Annotated in this window: 10 protein-coding genes and 2 pseudogenes; all 12 read left to right on the top strand. The window is 67.9% G+C overall.

From position 1 onward, the window contains the following. The first annotated feature begins 3 nt into the window (after positions 1 to 3). The 12 genes and pseudogenes from nirB to ACHMXA_RS14365 all read left to right on the top strand — a co-directional run bounded on the left by nirB (position 4) and on the right by ACHMXA_RS14365 (position 15,288). Complete coding sequence (gene nirB / locus ACHMXA_RS14420) at positions 4 to 2,454, top strand: nitrite reductase large subunit NirB (protein WP_176667351.1); 2,451 nt, start codon at positions 4 to 6, stop codon at positions 2,452 to 2,454. A gap of 37 nt (positions 2,455 to 2,491) precedes the next feature. Continuing rightward, a complete protein-coding gene (gene nirD, locus ACHMXA_RS14415; protein WP_176667350.1) occupies positions 2,492 to 2,890 on the top strand; it encodes a nitrite reductase small subunit NirD in 399 nt (132 codons plus the stop codon). Positions 2,891 to 2,893: 3 nt separating this feature from the next. Then, positions 2,894 to 5,689, top strand: coding sequence for a nitrate reductase (locus ACHMXA_RS14410; protein WP_176667349.1), 2,796 nt, complete (start codon positions 2,894 to 2,896; stop codon positions 5,687 to 5,689). A 179-nt stretch (positions 5,690 to 5,868) separates the two neighbouring features. Further along, the gene (gene ybiB, locus ACHMXA_RS14405; RefSeq protein ID WP_176667348.1) at positions 5,869 to 6,780 is read left to right on the top strand and encodes a DNA-binding protein YbiB; all 912 of its coding nucleotides are present in this window, start codon (positions 5,869 to 5,871) and stop codon (positions 6,778 to 6,780) included. Then, positions 6,777 to 7,587 (top strand): annotated as a pseudogene (cobA, locus tag ACHMXA_RS14400) (uroporphyrinogen-III C-methyltransferase). Before ybiB ends, cobA begins: the two are co-directional and overlap by 4 nt. Before the next feature lie 86 nt (positions 7,588 to 7,673). After that, positions 7,674 to 8,792, top strand: a complete 1,119-nt coding sequence (locus ACHMXA_RS14395) for an ABC transporter ATP-binding protein (RefSeq protein WP_176667346.1) — start codon at positions 7,674 to 7,676, stop codon at positions 8,790 to 8,792. Positions 8,793 to 8,869: 77 nt separating this feature from the next. Beyond that, a pseudogene (locus ACHMXA_RS14390) lies at positions 8,870 to 10,136 on the top strand (PotD/PotF family extracellular solute-binding protein). Positions 10,137 to 10,276: 140 nt separating this feature from the next. Further along, positions 10,277 to 11,194 (top strand): ABC transporter permease, encoded by a 918-nt coding sequence (locus tag ACHMXA_RS14385; RefSeq protein WP_176667344.1) that lies wholly within the window; start codon positions 10,277 to 10,279, stop codon positions 11,192 to 11,194. Between the two features lies 1 nt (position 11,195). Continuing rightward, complete coding sequence (locus ACHMXA_RS14380) at positions 11,196 to 12,086, top strand: ABC transporter permease (RefSeq protein ID WP_176667343.1); 891 nt, start codon at positions 11,196 to 11,198, stop codon at positions 12,084 to 12,086. Between the two features lie 63 nt (positions 12,087 to 12,149). Continuing rightward, the gene (locus tag ACHMXA_RS14375) at positions 12,150 to 13,274 is read left to right on the top strand and encodes a sterol desaturase family protein (RefSeq protein ID WP_176667342.1); all 1,125 of its coding nucleotides are present in this window, start codon (positions 12,150 to 12,152) and stop codon (positions 13,272 to 13,274) included. Next, positions 13,274 to 14,062 carry a YaeF family permuted papain-like enzyme gene (locus ACHMXA_RS14370; RefSeq protein WP_176667341.1) on the top strand — a complete coding sequence of 263 codons (789 nt, stop codon included), beginning with the start codon at positions 13,274 to 13,276 and terminating at the stop codon, positions 14,060 to 14,062. Before ACHMXA_RS14375 ends, ACHMXA_RS14370 begins: the two co-directional genes overlap by 1 nt. Further along, positions 14,059 to 15,288 (top strand): NAD(P)/FAD-dependent oxidoreductase, encoded by a 1,230-nt coding sequence (locus ACHMXA_RS14365; protein ID WP_176667340.1) that lies wholly within the window; start codon positions 14,059 to 14,061, stop codon positions 15,286 to 15,288. The genes ACHMXA_RS14370 and ACHMXA_RS14365 overlap by 4 nt, the downstream gene beginning before the upstream one ends. Positions 15,289 to 15,423 lie beyond the last annotated feature (135 nt).

Here is a 15,423-nt window from a genome sequence, read left to right as displayed (position 1 = left end):
CCCATGAAGAAAATGAAACTCGTGATGGTCGGCAACGGCATGGCCGGCGTGCGCACGCTCGAGGAGCTGCTGAAGATCGCGCCCGACCTGTACGACATCACCGTCTTCGGCGCGGAGCCGCATCCCAACTACAACCGCATCCTGCTGTCGCCGGTGCTCGCGGGCGAGCAGACCATCGACGAGATCGTGCTCAACAGCTGGGAGTGGTATTCGGAGAACAACATTACGCTGCACGCCGGCAAGAAGGTGGTGGAGGTCGACCGCGTCAAGCGCATCGTGCGCGCCGTGGATTCGGAAGGTGGCGTCACCGAGGCCGCCTACGACCGCCTGCTGATGTGCACCGGCTCCAACCCCTTCATGCTGCCGGTGCCCGGCAAGGACCTGAAGGGCGTGATCGCCTACCGCGACATCGCCGACACCGACTACATGATCGAGACCGCGCGCACGCACAAGAACGCGGTGGTCATCGGCGGCGGCCTGCTGGGCCTGGAAGCCGCCAACGGCCTGATGCTGCGCGGCATGAACGTGACCGTGGTGCACGTCATGCCCTGGCTGATGGAACGCCAGCTCGACGACGTGGCGGGCAAGCTGCTGCAGAAGTCGCTGGAAGACCGCGGCCTGAAGTTCATGATGGGCGCGCAGACGCAGGAGCTGGTGGGTGGAGAGGACGGCCGTGTCAAGGCCATCCGCTTCAAGGACGGCACCGAGACCGTCGCCGACCTGGTGGTGATGGCCGTGGGCATCCGCCCCAACGTGGAGCTGGCCGAGAAGATGCGGCTGCACTGCAACCGCGGCATCGTCGTCACCGACACCATGCAGACCGTGACCGATGCGCGCATCTACTCGGTGGGCGAATGCGCGGCGCACCGCGGCATCGCCTACGGGCTGGTGGCGCCGCTCTTCGAGCAGGCCAAGGTGGCGGCCAACCACCTGGCGCAGTTCGGCATCGGCCGCTACCTGGGTTCGCTCACTTCCACCAAGCTGAAGGTGACGGGCATCGACCTGTTCTCGGCCGGCGAGTTCATGGGCGGCGAAGGCACGGAGGAGATCGTCATGAGCGACCCCTTCGGCGGCGTCTACAAGAAGCTGGTCATCAAGGACGACAAGCTGGTGGGCGCCTGCCTCTACGGCGACACGGTGGACGGCAGCTGGTACTTCAAGCTGCTGCGCGACGGCCGCAGCGTGCACGACATCCGCGACAAGCTGATGTTCGGGGAATCGAACATCGGCGACACCGGCCATGAAGGCCACAACAAGGCCGCGAGCATGCCCGACGACGCCGAGGTGTGCGGCTGCAACGGCGTAAACAAGGGCACCATCTGCAAGGCCATCAAGGAAAAGGGCCTGTTCACGCTCGACGAGGTGAAGAAGCACACCAAGGCCAGCGCGAGCTGCGGCTCGTGCACCGGGCTGGTCGAGCAGATCCTGATGTTCACCGCGGGCGGCGACTACTCCGCCACGCCCAAGAAGAAGGCCGTGTGCGGCTGCACCGACGCGAACCACCAGGACGTGCGCGACGCGATCCGCAAGGAGCACTACCTGACGCACGACGAGGTCTACCGCAACCTCGGCTGGCGCACGCCCAATGGCTGCGCCACCTGCCGCCCGGCCGTCAACTACTACCTGATCAGCACCTGGCCCAAGGAGGCGAAGGACGATCCGCAGAGCCGCTTCATCAACGAACGCAGCCACGCCAACATCCAGAAGGACGGCACCTATTCGGTCATCCCGCGCATGTGGGGCGGCCACACCACGCCCGACGAGCTGCGCCGCATTGCGGACGCGGCCGACAAGTACAAGATCCCGACCGTCAAGGTCACGGGCGGCCAGCGCATCGACCTGCTGGGCGTGAAGAAGGAAGACCTGGAAGGCGTGTGGAAGGACATCGGCATGCCCAGCGGCTTTGCCTACGCCAAGTCGCTGCGCACGGTGAAGACCTGCGTGGGCAGCGAGTGGTGCCGCTTCGGCACGCAGGACAGCACGCAGATGGGCAAAGACCTGGAGCGCGCGCTGTGGGCCATGTATTCGCCGCACAAGGTCAAGCTGGCGGTGTCGGGTTGCCCGCGCAACTGCGCCGAAGCCGGCATCAAGGACGTGGGCGTGATCGGCGTCGATTCCGGCTGGGAGCTCTACGTGGGCGGCAACGGCGGCATCAAGACCGAGGTGGCGCAGTTCCTGGTGAAGGTGAAGACAGCCGCCGAGGTGATGGAGTACTCGGGCGCCTTCCTGCAGCTGTACCGCGAGGAAGGCTGGTACCTGGAGCGCACGGTGCACTACATCGGCCGCGTGGGCCTGGACTACGTGAAAAAGAAGATCCTGGACGACGCCGAGGGCCGCAAGGCGCTGTGGGAGCGCCTGCAGTTCGCGCTCGACGGCGAGCCCGATCCGTGGTTCGAGTCGGCGCAGGCGTCGGTCGACGTGCGGCAGTTCACGCCGCTGACCGCAGCCGCCTGAACCGGAACACAGAACGAGAGAAAGAAGAGTCCCCACCATGAGCGACTGGAAAGTGATCTGCCGCATCGACGACATCCCCGTGCTCGGCGCGCGCCGCGTGACGCGCCCGGCCGGGCTGGACGTGGCCGTGTTCCGCAATTCCGAGAACCAGGTGTTCGCGCTGCTCGACCGCTGCCCGCACAAGGGCGGCCCGCTGAGCCAGGGCATCGTGTTCGGCACCAGCGTGGCCTGCCCGCTGCACAACTGGGCCATCGGGCTGGACGACGGCTGCGCCAAGGCGCCCGACGAGGGCTGCACGCCGAAGTTCGCCGTGAAGGTGGAAGACGGCGTGGTGCATCTCGACGCGGCCGAGCTGGCCACGCACGCCATCGACCTGGAGCGCCCGAGCGCGGGCCCGAAGCCTTTCGCGGTGCTGTCCGTTCTTCCGCTGGAATAACCCATGACGCGGGAGACCCGGTCCACCTGCCCGTACTGCGGCGTCGGCTGCGGGGTGATCATCGAGTCGAGCGGCGACGAGATCACCGGCGTGCGTGGCGACCCGGAGCACCCGGCCAACTTCGGGCGGCTGTGCACCAAGGGCTCGACGCTGCACCTCACGGCCAGCGCCACGGTCACGCGCCAGACGCGGCTGCTGCAGCCCATGCAGCGCCTCGTGCGCGGCGAAGCGCCCTCGGTCGTCGCCTGGGACACCGCGCTGGACAACGCCGCCGGCAAGTTCGCGCAGGTGATCCGTGACCACGGCCCCGACGCGGTCGGCTTCTACGTGTCGGGCCAGCTGCTGACGGAGGACTACTACGTCTTCAACAAGCTCGCCAAGGGTTTGATCGGCACCAACAACATCGACACCAACTCGCGCCTGTGCATGAGCAGCGCGGTGGCCGGCTACAAGCAGACGCTGGGCGCCGATGCGCCGCCGGCCTGCTACGACGACCTGAAGGACGCGCACTGCCTCTTCATCGTGGGCAGCAACACGGCCTGGGCGCACCCGATTCTTTTCCGCCGCATCGAGGACGCGAAGGCGGCCAACCCGGCGCTGAAGATCGTGGTGGCCGATCCGCGCCGCACCGACACGGTCGAGATCGCCGACCTGTTCCTGCCCATCCAGCCCGGCACCGACGTGATGCTGTTCAACGGCATGCTGCACCTGATGCTGTGGGAGGGCTGGACCGATGCGAAGTACATCGCCGCGCACACCAGCGGCTTCGATGCGCTGAAGGCCACGGTGCGCGAATGCACGCCCGACAAGGTGGCGCAGGTATGCGGCATTTCCAAGGACGACCTGCTGGAGGCAGCACGCCTGTTCGCCACCTCCCCCGCCACGCTGAGCCTGTACTGCCAGGGGCTGAACCAGTCTTCCAGCGGCACGGCGAAGAACGCCGCGCTCATCAACCTGCACCTGGCCACCGGCCAGATCGGCCGCGCCGGCGCCGGGCCCTTCTCGCTGACCGGCCAGCCCAATGCGATGGGCGGTCGCGAGGTGGGCGGCCTCGCCAACCTGCTGAGCGCCCATCGCGACCTGGCCAACCCCGACCATCGCGCCGAGGTGGCCGCGCTCTGGGGCGTGCCCTCCGTGCCGGAGAAGCCGGGCAAGACGGCCGTGGAGATGTTCCAGGCGGCAGCCGACGGCGAGATCCGCGCGCTCTGGATCGCCTGCACCAACCCGGCGCAGTCCATGCCCGACCAGGCCACGGTGCGGCGCGCTCTGGAGCGCGCCGAGTTCGTGGTGGTGCAGGAAGCCTTCGCCACCACCGCCACCTGCGCCTTCGCCGACCTGCTGCTGCCCGCGACCACCTGGGGCGAGAAGGAAGGCACCGTGACCAACAGCGAGCGCCGCATCTCGCGCGTGCGCGCGGCAGTGCCGGCGCCGGGCGAGGCACGCAACGACTGGTCGATCGCGGTGGCCTTCGCCCGCCGGCTCGAACGGCAGCTGGGCCGCACCTTCACGCTGTTCCCGTACGAGACGGCCGAGTCGGTCTGGAACGAACACCGCGAATCCACGCGCGGGCGCGACCTCGACATCACCGGCCTGAGCTACGCGATGCTGGAGAGCGCCGGCCCACAGCAATGGCCGCTGAAGGAAGGCGAAGACACAGGCCGCGCGCGCCTCTATGAAGACGGCGTGTTTCCCACGCCAGACGGCCGCGCCCGCTTCGTCGACACCGTCTACAAGCCCGTGGCCGAGGCGCGCGAAGCCCGCCACCCCTTCTCGCTGAACACCGGCCGCCTGCGCGACCAGTGGCACGGCATGAGCCGCACCGGCACGGCCGGGCGCCTGTTCGGCCACGTGCCCGAGCCCGTGGTGCAGATGAATGCGCAGGACATGGCGCGCCGCCAGATCGGCGAAGGCGACCTGGTGCACCTGACCTCGAAGCGAGGCTCGATCATGCTGCCCGCTCGGGCCAGCGCCGAGGTGGGGCTGAGCCAGGCCTTCGTCGCCATGCACTGGGGCGAGGAATACCTGAGCGGCGTCTCCTCGAACGGCACGCGGCTGGCGGGCATCAACGCGATCACCACGCCGGCCTTCTGCCCTACCTCGAAGCAGCCGGAGCTGAAGCACGCGGCGGTGAAGATCCTCAAGGCCGAGCTGCCGTGGTCGCTGCTGGCCATGGCCTGGCTGCCCGATGGCGAGGCGCTGGCGGCGCATCGCGCGCTGCAGCAGGCGATGGCGCTGTTTCCTTTCGCGACCTGCGTGCCGTTTTCCGGCAACACGCAGGGCACCGAGCGCACGGGCATCCTTTTCCGCGCCGCCGCGCACGACGCGCCCGACGACGCGCTGATCGAGAAGATCGAGACGCTGCTGGGCCTTCAGGCCGCCGACGCGCTGCGCTACGCAGACCGCCGCCGCGGCCAGCGCCGCTCGGCCCGGCTGGTGCGCCGTGCCGACGGCAGCGCCGGCCTCGAAGCCTTTCTGCTGGGCGGCGACACCAGCGCCGAGGCTTGGATCGCCACCCTGCTGCGCGAGGAACTGCCCGCCCAGAGCTACGGCCGCCTGCTGCTGTCGCCGGGCTCGAAGGCGCCGGTGGCGGTGCAGTCGCGCGGCAAGACGGTGTGCACCTGTTTCAGCGTGGCCGATGCGGCGATACAGACCGAGCTGGCGCGCTGCGCCGGCACGCCGGACGAACGGCTGGCCAAGCTGCAGGGGGCGCTGAAGTGCGGCACCAACTGCGGCTCGTGCATTCCAGAGCTCAAGCGGATGGTGCGGGCGACGCCGGTCGAGGCGGAGGCGCTGTCGTGATGCGCCCACAACCTGCTCCCTCCCCCTCTGGGGGAGGGCTGGGGTGGGGGCACGACAGCGCCACCATGCCGGCGCCGCTTGCCCCCATCCCGGCCTTCCCCCAGCGGGGGAAGGGGCAAAACCCATGCATAAGCCGACTCACATTCCGGCATAAGCGTTGCAGGACAATCCCCCTACCCATGGGAATCAGCCAATACATCAAGGAAATCGGCCGTGGCGCGCGGGGCGCCAAGCCGCTCACGCGCGAGCAGGCCACCGACCTGTTCGGCCAGGTGCTGGACGGCACCGTGACTGACCTCGAGATCGGCGGCTTCTGCCTGGCCATGCGCATCAAGGGCGAAACGCCCGAGGAGATGGCCGGCTTCCTCGATGCCACCCATGCGCGGCTCCAGATGATCCCTGCCGGCGACCGCCCGCTGATCGTGCTGCCCAGCTACAACGGCGCGCGCAAGCTGCCGGTGCTCACGCCGCTGCTGGCACTGCTGCTGGCGCGCGAGGGCCTGCCGGTGCTGGTGCACGGCAGCGCCAGCGAAACATCGCGCGTGCTGGCGTCGAACGTGCTCGCGGCGCTGGGACATGCGCCGATGACGGCCATCCGCCCCGTCGCCAATGGCGAGGCGGCCTTCGCGCCCACCGAACTTCTGAACCCCGCGCTCAAGCGCCTGCTCGACGTGCGCCGCGTGGTCGGCCTGCGCAACCCGGGCCACAGCGTGGTGAAGCTGATGCAGCCCACCGCCGGCCCGAGCCTCGTGGTCGCCAGCTACACGCATCCCGAGTACGCCCGCGTCATGGCCGAGACCTTCGAGCTGACGGGCATGACCGCCCTGCTCTCGCGCGGCCTCGAAGGCGAAGTGGTGTCGGACCCGCGCCGCACCGCGCAGATCGACGGCTTCGTGCGCGGCGTGCGCACCGAGCTGCAGTCGCAGCAGGCCGGCACCGCATCCGAAGTGCCGGGACTGCCGAAGGAAATCGACGTCGCCACCACCGCCGGCTACACGCGCCGCGTGCTGGACGGCGAGCTTCCCGTGCCGGAGGCCATCGCGACGCAGGTCAGGCACATCACGCAACTGGCATTGGCATCCCACGCATGAACAACGACAACCCCACCTCCCTCATCGCCGGCCGCTGCACGCTGGTGGGCGCAGGCCCCGGCGACCCGGAACTGCTGACCATCAAGGCCGTGAAGGCGATCCAGGCGGCCACGGTGCTGCTGGTCGACGACCTCGTGAACGACCAGATCGTGCAGGCCTACGCCCGGCCCGGCGCGCGCGATCGTGCACGTGGGCAAGCGCGGCGGCTGCAAGAGCACGCCGCAGGCCTTCATCGAGCGGCTGATGATCACCGCCGTGCGCGAGGGCGAGACGGTGGTGCGCCTCAAGGGCGGCGACCCGTTCATCTTCGGCCGCGGCGGCGAGGAGGTAGAGCACCTGCGCGAGGCCGGCATCGAATGCGCTGTGGTCAACGGCATCACCGCGGGCCTCGCGGCCGTGACCACGCTGGGCGTGCCGCTCACGCACCGCGACCATGCACAGGGCGTGGTGTTCGTCACCGGCCACGCCAAGACCGGCGCCGGCGCCGCCGAAGACCCGACCGACTGGCGCGCGCTGGCCGCGACGGCTTACAACGCGCGCCTCACGCTGGTGATCTACATGGGCGTGTCGGGTGCGGCGCACATCGAGCGCGAGCTGCTGCACGGCCTGCCGGCCGAGACGCCGGTGGCGGTCATCCAGCACGCGAGCCTGCCGCACCAGAAGCACATCGCGACCACGCTGGGCAGGCTTCAGGACGGCATCGCCGAAGCGGGCATCGCGAGCCCGGCGGTGATCGTGGTGGGCGACGTGCTGCGCGGGCTGGCAGCGGCCGAGACAGCGGTGGGCGCGACCAGGTTCGGCACCTGAACCGCACCTGACCAGGGCGGCGCCAGTGCAAGCGGCGCGGGCGCCGCGCACCACAACGTGGCATGGATCGTGCTCAGCGATGGGCAATGAATGCAGCCGCCACGCCTGAACCCGCCGCCGTCGAGATCGTCGCTCTCACCAAGCGCTACGCCCCGGGTACGCCAGCCGCCGTCGACCGGATAGACCTGCGCATCGCCAGCGGCAGCTATTGCTGCCTGCTGGGGCCCTCGGGCTGCGGCAAGAGCACGACCCTGCGCATGATCGCGGGGCACGAGTCGGTCAGCAGCGGCGACATCCTGCTGGACAACCGCAACATCACGAACCTGCCCGCCGCTGCGCGCGGCACGGCGATGATGTTCCAGAGCTTCGCGCTCTTCCCGCACCTTTCTGCCACCGACAACGTGGCCTTCAGCCTCAAGATGAAGGGCGTGGGCAAGGCCGAGCGCCACAAGCGCGCGAACGACCTGCTCGAGCGCGTCGCGATGGGCCACCTTGCCGCGCGCAAGCCGGGTGAGCTTTCCGGCGGCCAGCAGCAGCGCGTGGCGCTGGCGCGTGCGCTCATCACCGAGCCGCGAGTGCTGCTGCTCGACGAACCGCTTTCCGCCCTCGACCCCTTCCTGCGCATCCAGATGCGCGCCGAACTGCGGCGCTGGCAGAAGGAGCTGGGCCTGACCTTCATCCACGTCACGCACTCGCAGGAAGAGGCGATGGCGCTGGCCGACACCATGGTGGTCATGAACCACGGCGTGATCGAGCAGGTCGGCTCGCCGCACGCGGTCTACAACCATCCGGCGAGCGAATTCGTGGCGCGATTCATGGGCGGCCACAACGTGTTCGACACGCCCGCCGGGCCGATCGCGGTGCGCAACGACCGCATGCGGATCGCAGCCGCCACGCAGGCAGCAACGGATGGAGCCCTCGCAGCCACTGTCACCGACGTCGAGTACCAGGGCACCTACGTCCTGCTCGGGCTGGCGCTCGATGGTGCCGCCGCCGGACGCCAGAACGTTTCGGTGCTGCTCAGCGAAGCCGCTTTCCTCGCGCGCCCCTATGCGCACGGCGAGGCGGTGCACCTCTCTTGGGCCGAAGCCGACGCGCGCGTGCTCGGCCCCGGCGTCAAGCCGCCGAGCGAGCGGGCACCGGCACCCACCGGTGCCGAAGCCGCCCGGCAGGACGACACCGCCGTGCTCGCCGTTCCCTTCTGAGCGCCCGCGCCTCCCGCTTTTCTCCGCGTTCGTTTCCCTTCACCTTCCTTTTTCTTTCTTCAATGGAGACCCTGCCCATGACCGATTCCATCGACAACAACGGCCTCAAGCGCCGCACCCTGCTGCAAGGCACCGCCGGCATCCTGGCCACGGGCATCGCACCCTTCGTGCATGCGCAGGAGAAGGTCGTGCTGCGCTATCTGGGCACCGCGGTGAACCAGGACAAGGCGATCGCCGAGAAGTTCAAGGCCGACACCGGCATCGAGATCCAGTACGTGGCCGTGACCACCGACGACGTGACCAAGCGCGCCGTCACCGCGCCCAACAGCTTCGACCTGATCGACACCGAGTTCTTCTCGCTCAAGAAGATCGTGCCCACGGGCAACTTGAAGGGCATCGACACCAAGCGCGTGAAGAACGCCGGCAAGATCACCTCGCTCTTCACCAAGGGCGAAGTGGCCGGCAAGAAGGTGGGCGACCAGGGCACGGCGCCGGTGAAGGTGATCTACCTCGAAGGCGAGAAGAGCAAGGCCTTCGCCAAGTCGGCCACGCAGTACATGTCGCTGATCCCGACCACCTACAACGCCGACACGCTGGGCATCCGCCCCGACCTCATCAAGCGCCCCATCGGCTCGTGGGCCGAGCTGCTGAACCCTGAGTTCAAGGGCAAGGCCGCGATCCTGAACATTCCCCTCGATCGGCATCATGGACGCCGCGATGGTGGTGGAGGCCAAGGGCATCCACAAGTACGCCGACAAGGGCAACATGACCAAGGCCGAGATCGACCTGACGATCAAGACCCTGATCGAGGCCAAGAAGGCCGGCCAGTTCCGCGCGCTGTGGAAGGACTTCAACGAATCGGTGAACCTGATGTCCTCGGGCGAGGTGGTGATCCAGTCGATGTGGTCGCCCGCGGTCACGGCCGTGCGCAGCAAAGGCATCGACTGCACCTTCCAGCCGCTCAAGGAAGGCTATCGCGCCTGGGCCTCGGGCTTCGGCCTGCCGGCCACGCTCTCGGGCAAGAAGCTCGACGGCGCTTATGAATTCATCAACTGGTTCCTCGACGGCTGGGCCGGCGCCTACCTCAACCGCCAGGGCTACTACAGCGCCGTGCTCGACACCGCCAAGACCAAGATGGAAGCCTACGAGTGGGCCTACTGGATGGAAGGCAAGCCCGCCGCGCAGGACATCAAGAGCCCGCAGGGCGACGTGATCGCCAAGGCCGGCTCGGTGCGCGACGGCGGCAGCTACGAGCAGCGCATGGGCGGCATCGCGTGCTGGAACGCGGTGATGGACGAGAACGAATACATGGTGAGGAAGTGGAACGAGTTCGTGGCCGCCTGACGGCGGTCCACGAACTCGACCCCCAGGCTGCGCTTCGCTTCGCCACCCCCCTGTAAGGGGGCGACACCTGCGGCCCGGCAAAGCCGGTTCCGCGGTGTCCCGCGAACGGGCATCGCTTCGCTCGCCCTTGGACATAACCTATGAGTACTCCCATCGCGTCCGGCCATGCCGCCACAGCTCCCGTTCACGCCGTGAAGGCCTGGTGGCAGGCGGCGCCGTTCGCGCTGGTGTTCCTGCTGTTCTTCCTGATTCCGCTGGGGCTGGTCGCGATGGTCAGCCTGTGGAACTTCAACGAGTACGAGCTGATACCGGCGGTCACGCTGCGCAACTACCTGAGCCTGTTCGAGGGCTGCTCGCGGCTCACCGACAACGGCGATCTCTGCGTCACGCTGAACACCTACCTGAGCACCTTCAAGTTCTGCCTGCTGGTGTGGGGCATCACGCTGGTGATCGGTTTCTCGGTAGCGTACTTCCTGGCCTTCCACGTGCGCTCGTCGACCATGCAGACGGTGCTGTTCGTGCTGTGCACGGTGCCGTTCTGGACATCGAACGTGATCCGCATGATCTCCTGGGTGCCGCTGCTGGGGCGCAACGGGCTGGTCAACCAGGCGCTCATGGGCATGGGCCTCGTGAACCAGCCGGTCGAATGGCTGCTGTTCTCCGACTTCTCGGTGGTGCTGGCCTTCGTGCACCTGTACACGATGTTCATGATCGTGCCGATCTTCAACAGCATGATGCGCATCGACCGTTCGCTGCTCGAAGCGGCCAGCGACGCCGGCGCCTCGGGCTGGCAGACGTTGTGGAACGTGGTGGTGCCGCTGTCGCGCACCGGCATCCTCATCGGCTCGATCTTCGTCATCACCATCGTGATGGGCGACTTCGTCACCATCGGCGTGATGGGCGGGCAGCAGATCGCCTCGATCGGCAAGATCATCCAGGTGCAGACCTCGTACCTGCAGTTCCCGCTGGCGGCAGCCAACGCCATGATCCTGCTGGCCGTGGTGCTGATGATCATCTGGGGCCTGACCCGGATGGTCGACATCCGCAAGGAGCTCTGAGATGCAGACACCCATCGGCGCCCATCGCGCCCCCGGCTTCTGGCCGCTGGCCACCGTGTTCGGGCTTTTCGTGCTGTTCCTCTACGGCCCGATGATCACCATCTTCGTGCTGAGCTTCCAGGGGCCCGAAGGCGGGCTGACCTTTCCGCTGCGCGGAGTGTCGCTGCACTGGTTCCACAAGCTGGCCGAAGGGCTGGGCACGGTCGACATCGGCGCGGCCTTCAGGCGCTCGCTGGCGCTGGGCGCGGTGGTGATGGGGTTCACCGTGGTGCTGTCGGTGCTCGCCGGCCTCGCGTTCCGCAAGAAGCTCGCGGGCAGCAACGCCCTCTTCTTCGTGACGGTCGCGAGCCTCATCATGCCGTCGATCATCATTTCGCTGGGCATCGGCCTGCAGTTCCGGCTGATCGACACCGGCATCAAGAGCGTGCTGACGGCGATGGACGCCACCTCGCTGCTCGAAGGCTACGGCACCGCGCTGGGCCTGTTCAGCTCAGCGCTGGGCGCGCACCTGACGTGGACGCTGCCTTTCGGACTGCTCATCATGTTCGCGGTGTTCAACCGCTTCAACCCCGCCTACGAGGAAGCCGCGCGCGACCTGGGCGCCACGCCCTGGCAGACCTTCCGCTTCGTGGTGCTGCCGCTCATTGGCCCGTCGATCGTGGGCATCGGCATGTTCGGCTTCACGCTGTCGTGGGACGAGATCGCCCGCACCTCGCAGGCCATCGGCGACGTGAACACGCTGCCGCTCGAACTGCAGGGGCTGACGTCGACGGTGACCACGCCTTCGATCTATGCGCTGGGGACGGTGACGACGGTGGTGTCGCTGCTGGTGATGGCTGTGGCGCTGGGTGCGGGTGCACTGCTGCGGCGGCGCTCCATCCGCAGAAGGTAAGCGTTTTCCGGCAGCCCCCTCTAAAATCGCGCCCCGACAAAAACACAAGCGAGAGAGGCGGAAATGCTCGAAAAACTCAACGAATTCACGGAAAGCCACGGCGAGCTGCGTCGCGGCAAGGGGCTGGTCACCGGGACCATCGCGCTGAGCCTGGCCATCCTGTGCTTCCTGGGCGTGCTGGCCTTCCACTTCCCGCAGTACCTCACGACGCCGGAGTTGCGCAAGAGCTACAACGTCGACGTGATGCGCATCATCCTGCTGACGGCGCTGGTCATCTCGGGCGGGCTCTCGCTGGTCAACATCATCTTCAACCGCTCGCGCTGGCTTTCGTCGGCCGCGTTCCTGCTGGTGGCGGCCTCGGCCCTGCTGGGCGGGCACAAGGTGCCGGTGCACGACTTCGCGGACAACACGCCCTACATCGGGCTCGACTGGTTCATCCTCGACCTGCTGGGCTCCTCGCTGATCTTCATCTTCATCGAGAAGCTGTTCGCGCTGCGAAAAGACCAGCCGGTGTTCCGCGAGGAGTGGCAGACCGACTTCCACCATTTCGTGGTGAACCACATGATCGTGGGCTTCGTGCTGCTGGCCACCAACCTGATGGTGCACAAGCTCTTCGGCTGGGCGGCCAACGACGGCATCCGGGGCTGGGTGAGCAACCTGCCCTTCTGGGCCGGGCTGCTGCTGATCATCCTGGTGGCCGACCTGGTGCAGTACTGGACGCATCGCGCCTACCACGAGGTGCCGGTGCTGTGGCGCCTGCACGCGGTGCACCACAGCGTGAAGAGCATGGACTGGATGGCCGGCTCGCGCCAGCACATCCTGGAGCTGCTGATCACGCGCACCCTGGTGCTGGCGCCCATCTACGTGCTGGGCTTCAGCAAGGACGTGATCGACGCCTACATCGTGGTGGTGGGCTTCCAGGCGGTATTCAACCACTGCAACGTGAGCGTGCGGCTGGGCCCGCTGCGCTACCTGATCGTGACGCCCAACTTCCACCACTGGCACCACAGCCAGGACCAGGAAGCCTTGGATAAGAACTACGCGGCGCACTACGCCTTCCTCGACTACATCTTCGGCACCGCCGTGAAGAGCACCAAGCTCTGGCCCGAGAAGTACGGCGTGCTGGGCGACTACGTGCCCAACGGCTTCTTCAAGCAGCTGAAGTTCCCGTTCGTCTGGAAGGGCTGATGCGCATCGCTTTCCGGGCCGCCGCGGCCATCGCTGCCGCGGGCGCCGCCCTGCTTCTCGCGGCCTGCGCCACGCGCCTCGACCTGCCCACCAAGGATGCCGGCCTGCGCCTTCGCGTGCAGAGCTCGGTTATCGCGCCGGGCAACGGCGGCGAGCTCATCGCCGCCGACGCGCTGGCGCCGGGCGACATCCTGCTGACCTCCATCGCCACGGTGAACTCCTTCGGCATCCGGCTGGGCACCTTCTCGCCGGTGAGCCACGCGGTGCTGTACCTGGGCGACGGCCAGATCGCAGAGGCCGTGGGCACGGGCGTGCGCGCGCGGCCGCTCGCCGAAGTGGTCGATGAGGAACAGATGGTCGTGGCCTTCCGCGTGCCGGGCGTGGACGACGCCGGCGCCGCGCGCCTGCGCGAATGGGCGCTGTCTCAGGTCGGCACCAGCTACAACACCGTGGGCGTGCTGCTGAACGCGCCCTTCGTGCTGAACCGCCGCCTGTGCGAGCTGCCGCTGGTGCCCACCGCCGTCAGCCACTACTGCATGAGCGGCCTGGCCATGGTGCAGCTGGGCGCGAGCCGCGACGACCAGTTCTTCTGCTCCCAGTTCGTGCTGGAAGCGTATCGCCAGGTAGGCATGCCGATCACCAATGCCGACCCGCGCTGGGTGAGCCCGGCCGACCTGCTCCACATGCGCGAGGGCGACGTGCCCTCCATCGCCGCCACGCAGCCGCTGCGCTACGTCGGCCACCTGAAATACAACCCGCCGCCGATCCTGGCGGCAGACGGCCCTTGAGCGCGGCGAAATTCGACGCTGTCGTGATCGGCGCCGGCGCCGCCGGGCTCTTCTGCGCCGGCGTGGCGGGCCAGCGCGGGCTGAAGGTGCTGGTGGTGGACCACAGCGAGAAGGTGGGCGAGAAGATCCGCATCTCCGGCGGCGGGCGCGCCAACTTCACCAACCGCGACCTGGACGTGCGCGCACCGCAGCGGCACTTCATCGGCGACAACCCGAATTTCTGCCGCTCGGCGCTGTCGCGCTATGCGCCGCAGCAGTTCATCGAGCTGGTGCAAAAGCACGGCATCGCCTTTCACGAGAAGCACAAGGGCCAGCTCTTCTGCGACGGCTCCTCGCAGCAGATCGTCGACATGCTGTTGGCCGAATGCGCGGCGGGCGGGGTCGAGCGCTGGCAGCCGTGCAGGATCGGCGAGATCACGTTTTCCGCCGGCAATGCAGACGGCAAGAGCGCTGGCAGCTATCGAATCGAGAGCAGCCGGGGCCCCATCGAAACGCCGAAAATTGTGGTCGCCACAGGCGGCCTGTCGATCCCCCAGATCGGCGCCAGCGACTTCGGCTACCGCGTCGCCGAGCAGTTCGGCCTGCGGATGGTGGCGCCGCGGCCCGCGCTGGTGCCCCTGACCTTCGGCGGCGAGGCCTGGGCGCCGTACGCCGAACTGGCCGGGCTGGCGCTGCCGGTGCGCATCGAGACCGGCGCCAAGAAGGAAAAGATGGCCTTCCTCGAAGACCTGCTCTTCACCCACCGGGGCCTGTCGGGCCCGGCGGTGCTGCAGATCTCGAGCTACTGGAAGCCCGGCGCGCCGCTGACGCTCGATTTCGCCCCCGGCGTGAACGTGGCCGAGGCATTGGGCGAGGCCAAGCTGCGGTCGAAGAAACGCATCGCCAACGAACTGGCCGCCCTGGTGCCCTCCCGGCTGGCGGACGCCTGGGTCGGACAGGACCCAGCCCTGCAGCGGCCGGTCAACGAGGCCGCCGACAAGGCTCTGGCGGCCCTGTCGGAGCGCATTTCCCGCTGGCAGATCATTCCCAGCGGCACCGAGGGCTACAAGAAGGCCGAGGTCACGGCCGGCGGCGTCGACACCCGCGACCTGTCGTCCCAGACGATGGAATCGAAGCAGCCGGGCCTGTACTTCATCGGCGAAGTGGTCGACGTGACCGGCTGGCTGGGCGGATACAACTTCCAGTGGGCCTGGGCAAGCGCACATGCGTGCGCCCAGGCCCTCTGACCTTCTCGCCCCCTTCAGAGACACCGAGGAACCGGCTTTGCCGGGCTTCAGGTGTCGCCCCCGGCGAGGGGGTCGGCGAAGCGACACGAAGTGCGCGCAGCCTGGGGGAGTGCCATTTCCGCCTGGGGGAGTGCT

The organism is Variovorax sp. UC74_104 (assembly GCF_044055375.1).
GTDB lineage: Bacteria > Pseudomonadota > Gammaproteobacteria > Burkholderiales > Burkholderiaceae_C > Variovorax.
Note: the sequence above shows the minus strand (reverse complement) of the source record. Positions and strands in the feature narration are given on the sequence as shown.

What these genes read in the sequence shown, in the direction of transcription:
- nirB (WP_176667351.1), top strand. Translation starts at nt 4, where the DNA reads ATGAAGAAAATGAAACTCGTGATGGTCGGCAACGGCATGGCCGGCGTG.
- nirD (WP_176667350.1), top strand. Translation starts at nt 2,492, where the DNA reads ATGAGCGACTGGAAAGTGATCTGCCGCATCGACGACATCCCCGTGCTC.
- ACHMXA_RS14410 (WP_176667349.1), top strand. Translation starts at nt 2,894, where the DNA reads ATGACGCGGGAGACCCGGTCCACCTGCCCGTACTGCGGCGTCGGCTGC.
- ybiB (WP_176667348.1), top strand. Translation starts at nt 5,869, where the DNA reads ATGGGAATCAGCCAATACATCAAGGAAATCGGCCGTGGCGCGCGGGGC.
- ACHMXA_RS14395 (WP_176667346.1), top strand. Translation starts at nt 7,674, where the DNA reads ATGAATGCAGCCGCCACGCCTGAACCCGCCGCCGTCGAGATCGTCGCT.
- ACHMXA_RS14385 (WP_176667344.1), top strand. Translation starts at nt 10,277, where the DNA reads ATGAGTACTCCCATCGCGTCCGGCCATGCCGCCACAGCTCCCGTTCAC.
- ACHMXA_RS14380 (WP_176667343.1), top strand. Translation starts at nt 11,196, where the DNA reads ATGCAGACACCCATCGGCGCCCATCGCGCCCCCGGCTTCTGGCCGCTG.
- ACHMXA_RS14375 (WP_176667342.1), top strand. Translation starts at nt 12,150, where the DNA reads ATGCTCGAAAAACTCAACGAATTCACGGAAAGCCACGGCGAGCTGCGT.
- ACHMXA_RS14370 (WP_176667341.1), top strand. Translation starts at nt 13,274, where the DNA reads ATGCGCATCGCTTTCCGGGCCGCCGCGGCCATCGCTGCCGCGGGCGCC.